Source organism: Taklimakanibacter lacteus (assembly GCA_003576695.1).
GTDB lineage: Bacteria > Pseudomonadota > Alphaproteobacteria > Rhizobiales > Aestuariivirgaceae > Taklimakanibacter > Taklimakanibacter lacteus.
This window is the reverse complement of the sequence record QOZQ01000004.1, coordinates 166,432-183,975: the sequence shown is the minus strand read 5'-3', so window position 1 is coordinate 183,975 and position 17,544 is coordinate 166,432. Positions and strand designations below refer to the sequence as shown.

At 63.4% G+C, this 17,544-nt stretch carries 21 protein-coding genes; 13 read left to right on the top strand and 8 right to left on the bottom strand.

Annotated features, from left to right (window positions below):
* Positions 1-2 precede the first annotated feature (2 nt).
* The 5 genes from DT068_RS09110 to DT068_RS09090 all read right to left on the bottom strand — a co-directional run bounded on the left by DT068_RS09110 (position 3) and on the right by DT068_RS09090 (position 2,783).
* Positions 3-362 (bottom strand): tRNA-binding protein, encoded by a 360-nt coding sequence (locus tag DT068_RS09110; protein WP_119389502.1) that lies wholly within the window; start codon positions 360-362, stop codon positions 3-5.
* Positions 346-1,005 (bottom strand): TetR/AcrR family transcriptional regulator, encoded by a 660-nt coding sequence (locus tag DT068_RS09105; protein ID WP_119389501.1) that lies wholly within the window; start codon positions 1,003-1,005, stop codon positions 346-348. Before DT068_RS09105 ends, DT068_RS09110 begins: the two co-directional genes overlap by 17 nt.
* 23 nt (positions 1,006-1,028) lie before the next feature.
* On the bottom strand, positions 1,029-1,850 hold the full coding sequence (gene proC, locus DT068_RS09100; protein WP_119389500.1) for a pyrroline-5-carboxylate reductase: 822 nt from the start codon (positions 1,848-1,850) through the stop codon (positions 1,029-1,031).
* On the bottom strand, positions 1,847-2,347 hold the full coding sequence (locus DT068_RS09095) for a type III secretion system chaperone family protein (protein WP_119389499.1): 501 nt from the start codon (positions 2,345-2,347) through the stop codon (positions 1,847-1,849). The genes proC and DT068_RS09095 overlap by 4 nt, the downstream gene beginning before the upstream one ends.
* Positions 2,348-2,477: 130 nt before the next feature.
* The gene (locus DT068_RS09090) at positions 2,478-2,783 is read right to left on the bottom strand and encodes an accessory factor UbiK family protein (protein WP_119389498.1); all 306 of its coding nucleotides are present in this window, start codon (positions 2,781-2,783) and stop codon (positions 2,478-2,480) included.
* 99 nt (positions 2,784-2,882) lie between these two features.
* Between DT068_RS09090 and lgt the strand changes: the two genes are divergently transcribed.
* The 11 genes from lgt to DT068_RS09035 all read left to right on the top strand — a co-directional run bounded on the left by lgt (position 2,883) and on the right by DT068_RS09035 (position 12,708).
* Positions 2,883-3,686, top strand: a complete 804-nt coding sequence (gene lgt / locus DT068_RS09085; RefSeq protein WP_119389497.1) for a prolipoprotein diacylglyceryl transferase — start codon at positions 2,883-2,885, stop codon at positions 3,684-3,686.
* On the top strand, positions 3,683-4,750 hold the full coding sequence (locus tag DT068_RS09080; protein ID WP_119389496.1) for a class I SAM-dependent methyltransferase: 1,068 nt from the start codon (positions 3,683-3,685) through the stop codon (positions 4,748-4,750). Before lgt ends, DT068_RS09080 begins: the two co-directional genes overlap by 4 nt.
* On the top strand, positions 4,747-5,517 hold the full coding sequence (gene pgeF / locus DT068_RS09075; RefSeq protein WP_119389495.1) for a peptidoglycan editing factor PgeF: 771 nt from the start codon (positions 4,747-4,749) through the stop codon (positions 5,515-5,517). Before DT068_RS09080 ends, pgeF begins: the two co-directional genes overlap by 4 nt.
* A gap of 6 nt (positions 5,518-5,523) precedes the next feature.
* Entirely contained in the window at positions 5,524-6,675 is a 1,152-nt protein-coding gene (locus tag DT068_RS09070; protein ID WP_119389494.1) for a M24 family metallopeptidase, read from the top strand.
* Between the two features lie 4 nt (positions 6,676-6,679).
* Positions 6,680-7,819, top strand: a complete 1,140-nt coding sequence (locus DT068_RS09065; RefSeq protein ID WP_119389493.1) for a hypothetical protein — start codon at positions 6,680-6,682, stop codon at positions 7,817-7,819.
* A 139-nt stretch (positions 7,820-7,958) separates the two neighbouring features.
* Positions 7,959-8,891, top strand: a complete 933-nt coding sequence (locus tag DT068_RS09060; protein ID WP_119389492.1) for a ribose-phosphate pyrophosphokinase — start codon at positions 7,959-7,961, stop codon at positions 8,889-8,891.
* Positions 8,892-9,210: 319 nt separating this feature from the next.
* The gene (locus DT068_RS09055; protein ID WP_119389491.1) at positions 9,211-9,954 is read left to right on the top strand and encodes a 50S ribosomal protein L25/general stress protein Ctc; all 744 of its coding nucleotides are present in this window, start codon (positions 9,211-9,213) and stop codon (positions 9,952-9,954) included.
* Positions 9,955-10,002: 48 nt separating this feature from the next.
* Positions 10,003-10,611 (top strand): aminoacyl-tRNA hydrolase, encoded by a 609-nt coding sequence (gene pth, locus DT068_RS09050; protein ID WP_119389490.1) that lies wholly within the window; start codon positions 10,003-10,005, stop codon positions 10,609-10,611.
* The gene (ychF, locus tag DT068_RS09045; protein WP_119389489.1) at positions 10,611-11,708 is read left to right on the top strand and encodes a redox-regulated ATPase YchF; all 1,098 of its coding nucleotides are present in this window, start codon (positions 10,611-10,613) and stop codon (positions 11,706-11,708) included. The genes pth and ychF overlap by 1 nt, the downstream gene beginning before the upstream one ends.
* Before the next feature lie 68 nt (positions 11,709-11,776).
* On the top strand, positions 11,777-12,229 hold the full coding sequence (locus DT068_RS09040; protein WP_119389488.1) for a MaoC family dehydratase: 453 nt from the start codon (positions 11,777-11,779) through the stop codon (positions 12,227-12,229).
* Positions 12,226-12,708, top strand: coding sequence for a MaoC family dehydratase (locus tag DT068_RS09035; RefSeq protein WP_368904585.1), 483 nt, complete (start codon positions 12,226-12,228; stop codon positions 12,706-12,708). The genes DT068_RS09040 and DT068_RS09035 overlap by 4 nt, the downstream gene beginning before the upstream one ends.
* A 36-nt stretch (positions 12,709-12,744) precedes the next feature.
* Here the strand turns inward: DT068_RS09035 and DT068_RS09030 are convergent, their stop codons facing one another.
* Positions 12,745-13,722 carry an outer membrane protein gene (locus DT068_RS09030; protein ID WP_119389787.1) on the bottom strand — a complete coding sequence of 326 codons (978 nt, stop codon included), beginning with the start codon at positions 13,720-13,722 and terminating at the stop codon, positions 12,745-12,747.
* Between the two features lie 3 nt (positions 13,723-13,725).
* On the opposite strand from DT068_RS09030, the gene DT068_RS09025 reads away from it, so the two are divergent.
* A complete protein-coding gene (locus DT068_RS09025; RefSeq protein ID WP_162914085.1) occupies positions 13,726-14,715 on the top strand; it encodes an AraC family transcriptional regulator in 990 nt (329 codons plus the stop codon).
* 144 nt (positions 14,716-14,859) lie between these two features.
* Complete coding sequence (locus tag DT068_RS09020; RefSeq protein WP_119389486.1) at positions 14,860-15,540, top strand: outer membrane protein; 681 nt, start codon at positions 14,860-14,862, stop codon at positions 15,538-15,540.
* A 108-nt stretch (positions 15,541-15,648) separates the two neighbouring features.
* Here the strand turns inward: DT068_RS09020 and DT068_RS09015 are convergent, their stop codons facing one another.
* Together DT068_RS09015 and DT068_RS09010 are read right to left on the bottom strand one after the other, a co-directional pair.
* A complete protein-coding gene (locus DT068_RS09015) occupies positions 15,649-16,497 on the bottom strand; it encodes a sugar phosphate isomerase/epimerase family protein (RefSeq protein ID WP_119389485.1) in 849 nt (282 codons plus the stop codon).
* Between the two features lie 7 nt (positions 16,498-16,504).
* A complete protein-coding gene (locus tag DT068_RS09010) occupies positions 16,505-17,542 on the bottom strand; it encodes an ABC transporter permease (RefSeq protein ID WP_119389484.1) in 1,038 nt (345 codons plus the stop codon).
* Positions 17,543-17,544: the final 2 nt, after the last annotated feature.

Sequence of the window (17,544 nt, the reverse complement as noted above, 5' to 3'; positions counted from 1 at the left end):
AACTAAAAAAGCCGGCCGCCATTGGGCACTTTGCGCTCGATGGCGGTCAGCACCACTTCGCCCTCCTCATCCGGAAATCCCAGCGTCAGGACTTCCGACATGAACTTGCCGATCTGGCGCGGCGGGAAATTGACGACCGCCGCCACTTGCCGCCCCACCAGGCCGTCGAGCGTATAATGCTTGGTGATCTGGGCCGAAGACTTCTTGATGCCGATCTCGGGCCCGAAATCGATCTTGAGTTTGAAGGCGGGCTTGCGCGCTTCCGGAAAGGGCTCGGCCTCGATGATGGTCCCGGCCCTGACATCGACTTTGAGGAAATCGTCGAAGGTGATGGTGGCTGGCTTGTCAGTCGGCTGTGTCATGGGCCTGTGCTTTGCTGGATGTCCGCTCTTCCCGGAAGCTGCGGAAGACGCGGGCAAAGCCAGAGCACAGGGCGATCGGCGTTTCAAGCCGTTTCATCAGCGCTTCGCCGTCCCTGAGCTTGCGATCGAGCGCCGCCATGGTGCGGGCGAGGCCCGCATCGTCGTCCTTGAGCCAGATGCGCAGCATATCGGCCTGGATCTTGGCGAGGCCCAGTCTGGCGACATCGCCCTTGACGCCGCCGAGCTGGACATCGGCGGCGGCCAGCAGCCAGTTCTGCGTCACCAACGCCGAGTTGAGCAGCGCCAGCCATTCAGCCGGCCCATCCGCCGGCGCCTTGGCGATATTGGCGATTGCCGGCTTGTAGGGAGCCAGCAATTCGAAACGCCGCAGCATGATGTCGAACAACCGGTCATGCGCATCGCCCTCCACCGGATCGTCCTTGAGGGACGCAAGCAGCTTGGCATCCATGCTGCGCGCAAAGGCGTCGAGAATATCCGGCTTGCCGGAGATCTGCTCCGCCAGTTCGGCGAGACTGAGCCCTGAGGACTCGGCGATTGCGGCGAGGGTGATCTCCGGCCATGGTTTTTCGGCCGCCAGACGAAAGGCGGCTTCGATGAAGCGCTCGCGCGTCTCGGTCGTCATCCAATGAGCTTAGCGGAGGCTCGTCAGCTTGCCAATTCGCGCGAGCGGCGGGTTGCCGCATCGATGGCTTTCTTCATCAGGGGATCGAGCCCGTCATCGGCCATCAGCACCTGCAGCGCGGCATAAGTGGTGCCCTTGGGCGAGGTCACATTCTGGCGCAAGGTCGCTGCCGGCTGGCCGGTCACCCGCATGAGCTCGCCCGCCCCGGCCACCGTCGCCCGCGCCAGCTGCATCGCGATGTCGGGCGGCAGGCCCTGGGCGACGCCGGCCTCTGCCAGGCATTCGGTGAGGTAGAAGACATAGGCCGGCCCCGAGCCTGAAACGGCGGTGACCGCATCGATCAGCGCCTCATCGGAAACCGTGACCACTTCGCCGATGGCCGACAGGAGCGCGGTCGCCAGCGCGATCTGGGCCGGCGAGGCATGGGCATTTGCCGCCATGGCGGTGATGCCGCGGCCGATCGCCGCCGGCGTATTGGGGATGGTGCGGATGATCGCCGCATCCGCGCCGAAATGACGGGCGAAGGAGGCGATCGTCTTGCCGGCCGCGACCGAGAGCACCAGGGGCCGCGAGGCCTTGAGGCCGGCGATGCCGGGCAGGACATCTTCCATCACTTGCGGCTTGACCGCGATGAGGACGACTTCGGCGTCCTTGATCGTCGCCACGGCGGGATTGTGCCGGATGGCGTGCTTCTGCAGGAGCGCCAGGATTTCGGGTGGCGGCGAAGGGTCGAGCGCCACCACCTGGCTGGCTTTCACGCCGCTCTTGAGCCAGCCTTCCAGCATGGCGCCGCCCATTTTGCCGGCGCCGACCAGCACCAGCGTTCCTTTCAGAGAAATCGTCATGCCTCGCCCACGGTGTCGAGAAGGCTCGATTGCAGAGCTTCCTCGGCACTCTTGCCGGCCCAGATGACGAATTGCAAGGACGGGAAATAGCGCTCGCAGGTTTCGATCGCGATGCGGATGAGCGTCTCGCACTGCGCATCGGTGGCCCGCGCCCCGCCCGACAGGATGAGGCTGTCGCGCAGGAGCACCGACCCGTCCTGCCGCCAGATGTCGAAATGGCCGAAATAGAGCTGCTCGTTGATGAGTGTCAGGAGGCGGCCGATCTCCTCGCGCCGGTTGGCCGGCACCTTGAGATCATAGCTCGACGCGATATGCAGGCTTTCGAAATCCTCGCGCCAGTGGATGGAGATGCTCATATCGCCCCAGGCCGCGGCGACGATCATGTTGACTTCGTCTTCCGCCGAGCGGTCGATGAACCACTCATGGCCATGCGCGATCTGCTCGACGCGATCGAGCGGGTTGGACGTATCCTTATAGAGCGATTGCAAACCCGCCATTATCAGTTCCCGGGACGAATCAATTCGTCAGTTCCGCGAACCGTGCCCAAGCCTTTGAGTCGCTTCAAGCTGCGCGTTAACCATGGAGGTGATTCCTCCACATGGAATTTCAGGACAGATCGGGGAGGCGTCAGTGAGTCGCGGTTTCGCCGGGCGATTCGCTGCGCGGCTCCGCAGCGGGCGGCGTGATGCCGAGCCTGGCTTCCAATACCGCGATGCGCTCCAGCAGACGGTCGTTTTCCTCGCGCGCCTTCTGGGCCATCTCGCGCACGACATCGAAGTCCTCGCGCTTGACGACGCCCACATCATTGAGCACGCGCTCGACCTGCGCCTTCACCAGCGTGTCGATCTCGCGCCTCACCCCTTGCGCGGCACCCGCGGCATTGGTGGCAAGCTTGGCGAGTTCATCAAAGAACCGGGACGATGTCGTGGTCATGGATCACGCTCCTTCTGGCCTGACAATTAGGTATGGGAGCGATGCAATTCAAGGACATTTGCTTGACCGGCGGCGGTTAGGCGGTCAGGTTCAGCCGCCATGATCGACTTCCCCGATATTGACCCTGTGGCCTTTTCCATCGGCCCCTTCGCGGTACGCTGGTATGCGCTGGCCTATATTGCCGGTCTTGTCTTCGCCATCTGGTATGCCAAGCGACTGGTCGGCACCCCTCCTTTGTGGGCTGACCGCCAGCCGACGCTCACGCCGAGGCAGGTCGACGACCTCTTCATCTGGATCACGCTCGGCGTCATCCTCGGCGGCCGCATCGGCTATGTGCTCTTCTACAATCCCCTGCATTTCCTCACGAACCCGCTCGACATCTTCCGCATGTGGGAAGGCGGCATGTCCTTCCATGGCGGCTTCCTCGGCGTGGTGGTGGCGCTTCTCATCTATGGCAGGCGATATGGCGCGACCCTCGATCGCCTGCTTGATCTCGGCGCCGCTGCGACACCGGTGGGCCTCGGCCTCGGGCGGCTCGCCAATTTCATCAATGGCGAGCTCTATGGACGGGCGGGCGATGTTCCCTGGGCCATGATCTTTCCCAATGACCCGGCACAGGTTCCGCGCCATCCGAGCCAGCTCTATGAGGCCTTCCTCGAGGGCTTCGTGCTCTTCCTCATCGTGCGCATCGCCACCCATCGCTTCAAGGCGCTCGCTCACCCGGGGCGCGCCTCCGGCCTCTTCGCTTTGGGCTACGGCGTGTCGCGCATCATCGTCGAGTTCTTCCGCGAGCCTGATGTCCAGCTCGGCTATTTCCTCGGCTTCATCACCATGGGCATGATCCTGTCCCTGCCCCTTGTCGCGATCGGCATCTGGCTGCTGCTCAGGTCGCGCCATACATGAGAAAATCGACACCGCTCGAGGATCTCATCGTCGCGATGATCCGCGAGGACGGGCCGATGCCGATCGACCGCTATATGGCGCTGTGCCTCGGACATCCGGTCCATGGCTATTACATGTCGCGCGATCCCTTCGGGCCCGACGGCGACTTCATCACCGCGCCCGAAATCTCGCAGATTTTCGGTGAGCTCATCGGCGTCTGGTGCGCCGCCGCCTTCCAGGCGCTCGGCGCGCCGCGGCACTTTCTGCTGGTCGAGCTCGGTCCCGGCCGCGGCACCTTGATGAGCGATATCCTGCGCGCCACCAAGGTCATGCCGGGCTTTCGCGAGGCCGCCGAGATCCATCTCGTCGAGACGAGCCCCGCTTTGCGCAAGCTCCAGGCCGGGAAGCTCGGCCCCGCCGTCACCTGGCATGAGAGCATAGAGAGCCTTCCCGAAGGCCCCGCGATCATCATCGCCAACGAGTTCTTCGACGCGTTGCCCATCAGCCAGTATGAGTTCCATGACGGCCGCTGGATGGAACGGCGCATCGGGCTCAATGCCGGTGACCGCCTGGTGATCGGCCGCAGCGCCTTTCCGCTGGCCGAGCCGCCGGCGGTCGAAGGCACCATTCTGGAACTGGCGCCGATCCGCGCCGCTGTCGCAAGGGCGCTCGGCGAACGCCTCGCTCATTCGCCGGGCATCGCCCTCATCGTCGATTACGGCCACCCGGCTTCGGCTCAAGGCGATACCCTTCAGGCCGTGCGCCGCCACAAATTCTGCAGCATCCTCGATCGTCCGGGCGAAGCGGATCTCACCTCGCATGTCGACTTTGAAAGGCTTGGCCAGGCTTTCCGCGACGGCGGCGCCGTGACGTTCGGTCCCGTCACCCAACGGCACTATCTCCATGCCATGGGGCTCGAGGCCCGCGCCGACAGTCTTGCCAGGAAGGCCAGGCTGCCGGAACGCAAGATCATTGCCCGCGCCACCGAACGGCTTGCCGGAGAAAATCAAATGGGTAACCTGTTCAAGGTCATGGCGGCCCTATCGCCGGGACTGCCCACGCCCTATCCTTTTGGTTCGCCATGATCGAAGCTCCTGAACTCAAATCCGCTCCAGCGCTGCGCCACGCCTTCTTCACCCGCCAGGGCGGTCATTCAGGCGGTCTCTTCGCTTCGCTCAATTGCGGCTATGGATCGGGCGACGACAAGCCGACCGTTGCCCGTAACCGCGCAACGGCCGGTCATCATCTTGGCGTCCCGGGCGAGCGCCTGCTCACCGTGTGGCAATGGCACAGTCCCGATGTCATCTTTGCCGAGGCGCCCTGGGATCCGCTGGCACCGCCCAAGGGCGATGCCATCGTCACGACGACGCCCGGCCTTGCCATTGCGGTGCTCACCGCCGACTGCGCCCCCCTTCTCTTTGCCGATGAGGACGCCGGCGTGATCGGCGCCGCCCATGCCGGCTGGAAAGGTGCCCTTGCCGGGGTGAGCGATGCCACCATTGCCGCGATGGAGCAGAAGGGCGCGCGCCGCAAGGCGATCACCGCCGTCATCGGACCGACCATCTCGCAAGCAGCCTATGAGGTCGGCCCGGAATTCGCCGCCCCCTTCATCAAGGAAAATGCCGGCAATGCCGATTTCTTCACGCCCTCTTCGCGCTCGGGCCATCACATGTTCGATCTGCCGGGCTATTTGCGGCGGCGCATGACGGCTGAAGGCGTGGGCCGCGTGGTCGATCTTGGCCTGTGCACCTATTCGGACGAGGCCCGGTTCTACAGCTACCGCCGCGCCACCCACCGCAACGAAAAGGACTATGGCCGCCAGATTTCCGCCATCGTCCTGCGGCCGGTATAGCTCGTCATGGCCTTGCATTTCGACAGAAGCGAATACAAAGCGCGCATCGCCAGGGTGCGCCGCGCGCTCATCGCCGATGGGCTCGACGGTCTGCTGATGTTCCAGCAGGAGAGCATGTATTACCTCACCGGCTATGACACTTTCGGCTTCTGCTTCTTCCAGTGCCTTTATCTCGGCGCCGACGGCAAGCTCAGCCTTCTCACCCGCGCGCCCGATCTGCGCCAGGCGCAGCACACATCGATCATCGAGGACATCCGCATCTGGACCGACGCGGCGGGTGCCGAACCCGCCAGGCAGTTGCGCGACATGCTGGCGAGCCTGGGCGCCAAAGGAAAGCGACTCGGCATCGAGACCAATTCCTACGGCCTTACCCATTTCAACGGCAGGGCTGTGGACGATGCGCTTTCGGGCTTCTGCACGCTGAGCGAAGCCACGGGTCTCGTCGATCGCATCCGCGTGGTGAAATCCGAAGCCGAGCTGAAATATGTCCGCAAGGCGGGCCGGCTCGCCGATCTCGCTCTCGCGGCCGGGATCGAGGAGACGCGCGCCGGCGCCGATGAGGGCCGCATCCTGGCAGCCCAGCAGGCGGCAATCTTCGCCGCGGGCGGCGACTACCCGGCCAACGAGTTCATCATCGGCTCGGGCCGCGACGCGCTGCTCAGCCGCTATAAATCCGGCCGCCGCAAGCTGGCGAAGAATGATCAGCTGACCCTCGAATTCGCCGGCGCCTTTCGCCACTATCATGCGGCGCTGATGCGCACGATCGTCATCGGCAAGCCCGGCAAGGCACATGAGAAGATGGACGAGGCCTGCCGCGCGGCGCTCAAGGCCTGCGAGGCCGTCCTGCGTCCCGGCAATGTGGCGGGCGATGTGTTCGACGCCCATGCCCGCATCATGGACGAGCATGGCATGAAGGCGCATCGCTACAATGCCTGCGGCTATTCGCTGGGCGCCAAGTTCACGCCCAGCTGGATGGACTATCCGATGTTCTTCACCGGCAATCCGGCGCCCCTGGCGCGGAACCAGGTTTTCTTCCTGCACATGATCTTGATGGACAGCGACAATGGCCGGGCATTCAGCCTGGGCAGGACTTATATCGTTGGACATGCTAAAGCTGAGCCCTTGTCAAAATACCCGCTGGGTATGATCCTGCGTTGACATCATGGGCGATGCTCGCACCACAAGCCTTTCAGCACTGCGGCAAGCGGCAAGCTTGGCCCTCCTGGCGCTTTGCCTCGTCGTGCTTGCCGCCTGCAGCAGCGGCGGATCGCTGCCTTTCGCCAAATCCACCGATGGAACCCCGGGCCCCAGCGGCAAGACTGTTCCGCCCATCGAACTGGTCGAGGTCGCGGGCCTGCCTTCCGCCAAGCTGCCCGCCCTCAAGGATGCGCTCGCCGTCGCCGCCGGCAAGCGCGACATGGCGATCATCGATACCAGGCTCGACAGCACGACCATGTCGCTCAGGGGCAATTTCACCATCATCCCCGATCCGGCGGCGGTCAGGCTCGGCTACAGCTGGACGCTGACCGATCCGAAGGGCACGGTCCTGCACACGATCTCGGCCGAGGAAGTGGCGCCCGGAACCGCGACCGGCGATCCCTGGCTCCAGGTAACACCCGCTGTGCTGCAGCGGGTGGCCGCCTATACGGCCGAAAGCCTGTCGAGCCGCCTGTCGCAGCTCGGCTATGCGACCGAGGTCGGCGGCATGCCGCCGCCGCTCGAGACCTATGCCCGCGCCGGCCCCGATGCCGACAAGGACATCGACTTTGAGACCATGTACGGCCCGCAGGGCATGCCGACCGTGGGCAAGGCATCGCCGCAAGTCCCGGCCGGCCAGAAGACGGCGCTTGCCGCCGCCGAGGCCGAGCCCGTCGACGCCGCACCGGCCGACGACCAGGCGATCGCCGCGGCGAAGACTGCCAGGCCCGATCCTTCCGGACGCAAGCGGATCAGCGCCGTGGTGGTGCTGCCCGTCAGCGGCGCGCCGGGCAGCGGCAATGACGATCTGACGAAGGCCATGCGCCAGACCCTCAAGGACGCCGGCTGGCCGGTTCTGATGAAGCCGCGCGACGATGCGCTGACCATTTCCGGCCGGGTTAAGCTCGGCCCCAAGCAGGGCAAGAGCCAGAATGTGGCGCTTGACTGGACGATAAAGACGCCCGACGGGCGGACCCTCGGCACGGTGAAGCAGGCGAACAAGGTGCCGCCGGGCTCGCTCGAGGGCGGCTGGGGCGAGAATGCGCTCTTTGCCGCACAGGCAGCCGTTACCGGCATTTACGACCTGGTGAAGAAATACCGTTGATTTTCCGGATCTTCCCGCCCTCCGGGGCAAAATCATCCATCTGTGGATGTTAAGGAAAATACACGCCCTGCCCTTTGCGCACCGCGCGCGCTGTTGATATAGAGCCCGCGACAGGTCAGACGGAGAGGGCCGGCCCTTCATGAAAATCATCAGCGGAAACAGCAATCGGCCGCTTGCCGAGGCCATTTCCTCTTATCTCAACCTGCCGCAGGCGAAGGCGGTGGTGAAGCGCTTCGCCGACATGGAGATCTTCGTCGAGATCCAGGAGAATGTACGCGGCCAGGACGTGTTCGTCGTCCAGTCGACATCCTTCCCGGCCAATGACCATCTCATGGAGCTGCTCATCATCATCGATGCGCTGCGCCGCTCTTCCGCCCACCGCATCACCGCCGTCATCCCCTATTTCGGCTATGCCCGCCAGGACCGCAAATCCAGTCCGCGCACCCCGATCTCGGCCAAGCTCGTCGCCAATCTGATCACCCACGCCGGCGCCGATCGCGTGCTGACCCTCGATCTTCATGCCGGCCAGATCCAGGGCTTCTTCGACATCCCGACCGACAACCTCTTCGCCGGCCCCGTCCTGGTGCGCGACATCAAGGATCATTACGACATTCGCAACACCGTCGTCGTCTCCCCCGATGTCGGCGGCGTGGTGCGCGCCAGGGCGCTCGCCAAGCGCCTCGGCACGCCGCTTGCCATCGTCGACAAGCGCCGCGACCGCCCGGGTGAATCGGAAGTCATGAACATCATCGGCGATGTCAAAGGCCATTCCTGCATCCTCATCGACGACATCGTCGATTCAGGCGGCACTTTGTGCAACGCCGCCGATGCGCTCCTCGCCCAGGGGGCGAAGGACGTTACCGCCTATATCACCCATGGCGTGCTCTCGGGTGGCGCGGTCGCACGTATTACCTCCTCCAAGCTCAAGTCGCTGGTGATCACCGACTCGATCCAGCCGACGGAAGCCGTGAAGGTCGCCCGCAATATCAGAGTGATTTCGATCGCGCCTCTGATCGGCGAGGCGATCGGACGCACATCGCGCGAAGAGTCGGTGTCGAGCCTGTTCGACTGACGACGGATCACACTCGCCCGCATGGCCGATTTGGCCCAAAAGTGAAATACAGGGAGAATTCGCCTATTTTGACGATGGGCGACCCACGCTCTTTGCTATCTACAAGCAATTACAATAGCTTAGAGAGTTGGCAGACCAGGGAAAGCCAGCCCTGAACCCGCGAAGCAACAGGCGAGAGCCGGAATTTGCCCGCTTCGCAGCAGCGCGACGCCGTCCCGGGTTGCGTCCAGGGGCCTAAATCTGTATATCCGCCCGCGCGCGGACGCCGGTCACCCCTGGAGGAAGGTTCGCGCAATCCATATCCCAATCGGAGTTGATAATGTCCAAGATCATCAAGCTTAAGGCCACGGCGCGTGGCGGGGCTGGCAAGGGGGCCGCCCGGGCAGTGCGCCGCCAAGGTCTCATCCCCGGCGTCGTCTATGGCGACAAGAAGGAGCCCCAGAACATCTCCTTCGCCTATAATGAATTGCAGCCGCATGTGAACACCGGCCGCTTCATGTCGACCCTCGTCGACCTTGAGGTCGATGGCACGGTGGTGCGCGCCATCCCGCGCGACATCCAGTTCGAGCCGGTGCGCGACTTCATCAGCCATGTGGACTTCCTGCGCCTCGGCAAGAATGCCCGCATCCATGTCGAGGTTCCGGTTCACTTCAGGAACCACGCCGACTCGCCCGGCCTCAAGAAGGGCGGCGTGCTGAACATCGTGCGCCACGAGATCGACCTTTATTGCCCGGCCGACTTCATTCCGGACGAAATTCTCATCGACCTCACCGGCCTCGAGATCGGCCAGTCGATTCACGCATCGGCCGTGAAGCTGCCGGAGAATGTGACGCACGCCATTCGCGAAAGGGATTTCACCATCGCGACCATCGCCTCCGCTGCCGGCATCAAGGAAGAAGAGGAAGCTGCTGCCGCCGCTGCCGAAACACCGTCTGCGGAAGTTCCGGCAACCGCCCAGAAGGCTCCTGCTGCTGCTCCGGGTGCTGCACCCGCGGCGGGCAAGGATGCCAAGGCCGCGGCTGCGCCGGCGCCCGCCGCCAAGGGCGGCGACAAGAAGAAGTAAGCCTGGTCTTCCCGTTTCCAGCGAAGCGGGAGGAATTAGGAGGGCTCGATGCTTCTTCTGGTCGGGCTCGGCAATCCCGGGTCCAAATATGCCAGCAACCGGCACAATATCGGCTTCATGGCGGTGGACGAGATCGTCCGCCGCCATGGCTTTGGCGCGTGGCGCAAGCGCTTCCAGGGCGAGACGTCGGAAGGCAATCTTGGCGGCGAGCGCGTGCTCGCCCTCAAGCCGCAGACCTATATGAACGAGTCGGGCCGCGCCGTCGGCGAGGCCATGCGATTCTACAACCTCACTCCCGACGACATCATCGTGCTGCATGACGAGATCGACCTGCCGCCCGCCAAGGTCAGAGTGAAGACCGGCGGCGGCAGTGCCGGCAACAACGGCATCCGCTCGATCGACGCCCATATCGGCAACGACTATCACCGGGTTCGCCTGGGCGTCGGCAAGCTCGACGAGAAAGGCACGGCGCGCGTCCATGTGCTGGGTGATTTCAGCAAGGCCGATCGTCAGTGGCTCGACCCGCTGATCGAGACGGTTGCCGAAAATGCCGCCCTCCTCACGGCGCGCGACTTTCTGACATTCCAGAACCGGGTGCATCTGGCCCTCAACCCCGAGCCCGAAAAAACCAAGCCGGCAAAGAAGGAGACGGACTGATGGGTTTCAAATGCGGCATTGTCGGCCTGCCCAATGTCGGCAAATCGACCCTGTTCAACGCCCTCACCCAGACGGCGGCGGCGCAGGCGGCGAACTATCCCTTCTGCACCATCGAGCCCAATGTCGGCGATGTCGGCGTTCCCGATGAGCGCCTCGACAAGCTGGCGGCGATCGCCGGAAGCGCGCAAACCATCCCGACGCGCCTGACCTTCGTCGACATCGCCGGGCTGGTGCGCGGCGCCTCCAAGGGCGAAGGCCTCGGCAACCAGTTTCTCGCCAATATCCGCGAGGTCGACGCCATCGCCCATGTGGTGCGCTGCTTCGAGGATGGCGATGTCACCCATGTCGAGGGTGGCGTCGACCCGATCCGCGATATCGAGACGATCGAGACCGAACTGATGCTGGCCGATCTCGACAGCCTTGAGAAGCGGTCCGTCAATCTGGAGAAGAAGCTGCGCGGCGGCGACAAGGAAGCCAGGGAGCAATATGACCTCGTCAAGCGCGCACTTGTGCTCCTGCAGGAGGGCAAGCCGGCCCGCCTCGTCGAGAGGACGCCCGAGGAGGAGAAGAGCTTCCAGATGCTGGGGCTCCTGAGCTCGAAGCCGGTGCTCTATGTCTGCAACGTCGAAGAGGCGTCCGCCGACAAGGGCAATGGGTATTCTGCCAAGGTCATGCAGCGCGCCAAGGAAGAGGGCGCCGAAGCCGTGGTCGTGTCGGCCAAGATCGAAAGCGAGATCGCGGTCCTCCCCTTGAGCGAGCAGAAGGACTATCTCGACACGATCGGCCTCGCCGAGCCCGGCCTCAACCGGGTGATCCGGGCGGGCTATGAGCTCCTTCATCTGGTGACTTATTTCACCGTCGGCCCCAAGGAGGCGCGCGCCTGGACCATCACCAAGGGCACCAGGGCGCCGCAGGCGGCGGGCGTCATCCATACCGATTTCGAGAAAGGCTTCATCCGTTCCGAGACCATCGCCTATGATGATTATGTCGGCCTCAATGGCGAGACGGGTGCGCGCGATGCCGGCAAGCTCAGGCTCGAGGGCAAGGAATATATCGTGCAGGACGGCGATGTGCTGCATTTCCGCTTCGCGAACTAGCATCGGACCGAAAAGTTGCAGACTTTTCGGATAATCCGATGCGCATGAGAGAAGGAGACGCCAGAGAAATGTCCGATCTTCTCCATTATGAGGACTTCACCGTCGGGGAGAGCTGGGACCTTGGCGCCTATAGCGTGTCGGCGGAGGAGATCAAATCCTTCGCTCGCGAATTCGATCCGCAGTTCTTCCATCTCGACGAGGACAGGGCGAAGTCATCCGTCCTTGGCGGGCTTTCCGCCTCGGGCTGGCATAGTTGCGGCATCCTGATGCGCCTGATGGTCGATGGCTATCTGGGCAGGACCGCCGGCATGGGCTCGCCCGGCCTCGATGAGGTCAAGTGGCTCAAGCCCGTCTATGCTGGCGAGACGTTGCGCGGCCGCATGACCGTCCTCGCCAAGCGCCAGTCGAAGAGCCGCCCGGAAATGGGACTGGTGACGATGCGCTGGGAAGCGCAGTCGAGCGAGGGCGAGACCAAGATCGACATGACCGGCATCAATCTCATCAAGGTGCGCCGGCCATGATGGGACTGTTCTACGATGAGGCGCATGTCGGGCAGAAGTGGAAGCTCGGCTCCTATCATTTCACCCGCGAGGCGGTGTTGCGCTTCGCGCGCGCCTATGACCCGCAATCCTTCCACGTGAGCGATGAGGCGGCGGCGGAGAGCCATTTCGGCCGGCTTGCCGCTTCGGGCTGGCACACGGCCTCCGCCTGGATGCGCTGCTATGTCGAGGCCGACGACAATGCCCGCAAGGCGCGCATCGCCAGGGGCGACACCTTGCCCGAGCACGGCCCCTCCCCCGGCATCACCAATCTCAAATGGATCAAGCCGGTTTATCCGGGCGACACCGTCACCTATTGGATGGAGATCACCGCCAAGCGCGAGATGGCCTCCCGCCCGCGCTGGGGCCTCGCCACCAAGCACAGCCAAGGCTTCAACCAGAATGGCGAGCTGGTCTTCGCCTTCGACGGCAAGGTGATGGTGCAGCGGAAGGGTGGGTGAAACCCGGCCCTGCGGCAGGGGCCGGGTACCTATATCTCATTCAGCGGAGAAAATGTAGGAGATGCCGACGCGGACGGTCGAAGCGCTCAGATCCGCATCGACATCGTAATCCGAGGCGGCATTGGGCCCTTGGATCTCGCCGCCCTCGCGGCCGTAATCATCATAAAGATACTCGGCGCGCACGAGCAGGTTTTCGCTGATCGCAAATTCTGCTCCACCGCCGATCGTCCAGCCCAGATGCGTGTTCCTCACATCACCAAAGCCGTCATCGGTATCGTCAATCTCGAGATCGGCAATGGCGAGACCGCCCGCCACAAAGAGCAATAGTCGATCCATCGCGAGGCCCAGCCGGCCGCGGATATGCGCGTTCCAGTCGCTGTCGAATGCGGAATAGGTATTGTCGGGATCATCTTCTTCGTTGTCGATATCGACGCCGCCCAGGCCGAAGTCGCCCTCGGCACCGATAACCAGGCTGTCCATCTGATGGTTGAAACCCAGATAGACGCCGCCAATGAAGGCGTCATCCTTGCGGTTCAGCGAGAAGTCGGGGAAATCAGGTTCATCATAATCGACCTTCCCCCACAGATAGCCCGCATGAAGGCCGATATAAGCGCCACTCCAGTCATAGCTCGCAGGCATGGGCTCCACGTCCGCCGCAAAAGCCGATGCGGCTGAAACCATTATGGCCGCGAGACCTGCGATAACGCCCGTGCATTTCCCCACCTTGTCCTCCCCGCTTCCCACCCGCGAGACCCGATGGAGGATGACGGGTTGCCGGCCGGCAGTCAACCTTGGGTAAACCAGACCCATGGCCCTTGCGCATTGGACTTGTCCAAAGCCGCTCGCCCTTACGGCTCGATGCGCCGACCGCCCGGAAGGAGCAACAATATCATCGGCTGCAATCGGCTGCCCCTCCCCGAGGCCTTCACCCGCGGAACCACACGGCAAACGAGCGCTTTTCAAATCGCCCCGCGAATGTTTACAGTCATCCGGATCTGCCAAGTTGGGGGCCATCTGATGCCGAAATCATCGGTGTTCCGATTCTCAACGGCGGAATTTCCCGAGCGGGAGCGGATCGCAGTGTATCGGGAAGTGTTCGGCCGTTGCGCCACTCTGGACATCACACCGCTGTCCCGTGAATGCCGGGCGGACGTCGAGTGGCATGTGCTGCCGGGTGCGAGCGTGATGTGGGGCGGCAATTCCCCCCATCGCTACATGTGGGGCGGCACCATCGCTCAGCGTTTCCGCGCAGGCCCCGATCTTGGCAAGACCGATGATGATTGCCTCGTCACCTGGGCGATGAGCCCCACTCACTTCCAGCATCTGGGCAAGGAAATCACCGTCGAGACGGGGGCGGCGACGCTCATGTCATGTGTGGACAAAGCTACGATCGAGCACGCACGGCCCATCCGCCATGTTACGGTGAAGGTGCCCCGCGCTACGCTGAAGCCTCTGATCATGGGACTGGAGGACGCATTCATGCGCCCGGTCTGCGCTGAGGTCGACGTCTTGCGGTTGCTGAAAAGCTATGCCGAGTCGGTGCGCATCTGCGAGAATGCCGGCAGCGCGTTGCGGCACGCCATGGTCCTGCATGTCTGCGATCTTATCGCTCTCGCTTTCGGGGCCACCGGCGACACCATGGAATTGGCCGGCAGGCGCGGACTCCCCGCTGCCCGGCTCGACGCCATGAAGAAGCACATGCTCGCGCATCTGGGTGAGCCATCCTTCTCCGTCAGGGATGTGGCGCGTGCCCAAGGGGTCTCGCCACGCTATGTCCAGATGCTGTTCGACAGGGATGGCCTGACCTTTTCCTCCTTCCTGCTTCGGTCGCGCCTGGCCCTTGCCCACCGAAGGCTGAGCGACCCCGCCTCGGCACGCCTGCCGATCGGCACGATCGCCATCGATTGCGGATTTGGCGACCTGTCCTACTTCAACCAGTCCTTCCGCCGCGCCTATGGCGAAACACCGACCGATGTGAAAAGTCGCGCCCGCCGCAGGCGGGACTGACTGCGCTTGCTTCGCCCTGCCCAAAGCCTCAGTTCGCTTCAGCCCAAGCCATGCAACAGCATCCCGCATATAGTGGTGCCGCGGTGGGTGGATGCAGGATCCGGGGGCCGCCGCACCTATGAGTTGAGCTTGAGCGGGGGATCAATGTTGAAGAAAGCGCTAAGCGCGGGTACCGTTTCCGTATTCATGGTCGGAAATGCCTTCGCCGCCGACATTGAAGCGCCCACCGTCCATGACTGGACCGGCTTTTATATCGGCGCCACGGCAGGCTACGGCTGGGGCGATACGCGCCAGACGACCGCCGACCCGGATCCGGGGCAGTCGGATGACGAGACCATAGACGGCTTCGTCGGCGGCGCCGCGATTGGCTACAACTGGCAGCTCGACAGCATTCTCCTCGGATTGGAGACCGACATCTCCTACTCGGATATCGCTGGCGAGTTTGACGGCACTCCCCAATGGGGATGCGGCGTACCGGACGAATGCTCGACCGATGTTCCCTGGTTCGGAACGGTACGCCTGCGCGCCGGACTGCCGATAGATACGATCCTGCCCTACATCACCGCGGGCATGGCTTTTGCCGAAATCGAAGGCAAGATCGATCTCGGCCCCATTCCCCCACAAAATGGCCGGTTTGACGGCAGCGACACCGTATTCGGGTGGACGATAGGTGGCGGCGTCGAATGGGCGCTCGACGACTCCGTCTCCGTCAAGGTCGAGTATCTTTGGATCGATCTGGAGGAAGCGGATCTGGGCGAGCCTCGGGATTTCAGCGGCAGCGCCGATTTTTCGCTCGTCAGAGGCGGAGTTAACTTCCGCTTCTAGCAGGCGCACGGCCGCTCCCCCGGCATCACCAATCTCAAATAAATCAGGCAGGCCTATCCGGGCGATACCGTGATCCAGCGGGTCGGCGCTTAGCTGGCCGCAGCCTCTTCAGACAGTTCTTGAACGCAGCCCGGCGAGCACATAATCGTGCGATTTCCGGATCGCCGAGCGAAGGCTTTGCAGCGGCGGCGCCTGCGCATCGCGAGCCGGACCGGCGAAAGCCGGCCGGTACAGGCGCAAGGGCAATTCAATGCACAAGGGCACATCGTCGGCTTCCGCCAGCTTCCGGATGACAGCGTGATTGTCGATCTCGCCTTCGCCGAGGGCTGTGTAACGCCATCCGCCGGGAACGCGGCGAACATCTTTCAGGTGAATATGCGCAATATCGGCCAGTGCGCTGTCGATATCCGACTCCGGCCGCATGCCGCCCTCACTGCAGGTGAGCACGTTGCAGCCATCGTAGTTCAAGCGCAGCCATGGTGACTTGAACAGGGATACGACATCGGAGCCGGTGCGGCCATCCCGGATGAGATAGTCCTGCCCATGTCCCGGATTTTCGAGAGCAAGCACCACACCCAGAGCCTGCGCGGCCGGCAGGTTTGCCTCGATTGCCCGCAGGAACTGATCGCGCCTCGCGTCGGGACTCGAATTCGTGATGGTGTAGCGCGCGCCGATGGCCGCAGCAAATCGAACCCGCCTTGCGAGCATGGCCGTGGAGTCGGCCTCACCCAGATCCATATGGGCCGACACGGCAGTCGCGGAAACACCTGCCTGCTTCATGGCGCGGCTTATCCGACGCGCCGCCATGTCCGAAAAGGCGGTCTCGTCGAACTCGATATAGCCGCGGATATAGGCCGGCTCGACCAGCGCGAGCCCCGCATCGGCGATCTCCTCGAAGGAACGCTCGAGCGGATAGCCATCATGGACGACGGTCGATACGGATATAAGCCTGCTCATGACGGATCTATCCTGCTTCGAGCGGCCGGATCATGCGCCGGCTCATGCGCTCGATCATTCGGGTGCGCAGACCATCGACCGCGACAGCAAGAAAGATGATCGCCGCCGTCACGAGCGGATAGATGTAGGGATCCGCATTGACGAAGGTCAGGCCGGCAATCGTCGTGCGGATGAGGATCGCTCCGAATACCGGACCCCACACCGAGCCACGTCCGCCGAAGAGGGAAACCCCGCCCAGGACGGCGGCGGCGATGACCTGGAATTCGACCTGCAGCCCGAAATTGGGTCCGACCGCGCCCTGCTGGGTTGCCGCCACGAAGCCACCCACCCCTGCGCAGAAGCCGCAGATGACAAAGCAGGCGAAGACGATCCCCTTGACCGCCAGTCCCGCCTTCTTGGCGGCCTCCCGGTCCTCGCCGACGGCATGGATCTGCCGTCCGAAGGCGGTGTGGCGAAGGACAAGCCAGCCTGAGAAGAACACGATGAGCAGGATCAGGATTGCCACCGGAACCCCGTAGGCCCGGTCCGCCATCGGCACGATCTGGAAGATCTCCCACCGGTTTATATCCTTGATTTCGCGCGAGAACTGGAGGGTGCGGGTGTTCGACAGGAACATCGCCAGGCCGCGCAGCATGAAGAGGCTTGCCAGTGTCGCTATGAACGACGCAATCCCGAGTGAGGTGACGACCAGTCCATGGACGGCGCCGACGATCATCCCGGTGGCGACAAACACGGCGAGCGACAGCGGCCACCACAGATTGGGATCGGTGAACCCGAAACCGGTCGCGGGCTCCAGATAGATCGCGACAAGACTCGCCCCGACATACATGACCGCGCCGACCGAAAGGTCGATCTCGGCGATCAGCAGCACGAAAGTCATGCCGATGGCGAGGATGGCGATCGGGGCGGCCTGGATGACTATGTTCCTGAAATTGCCGAAAGACAGGAACCGTTCGTTGAGCAGGCCGAAAGCCACCACGATCACCACGAAGAGCAGGAGCGGGGCGAGACGGAGCAGCGCAAGCGTCAGGCGATTGTCGCTCATGG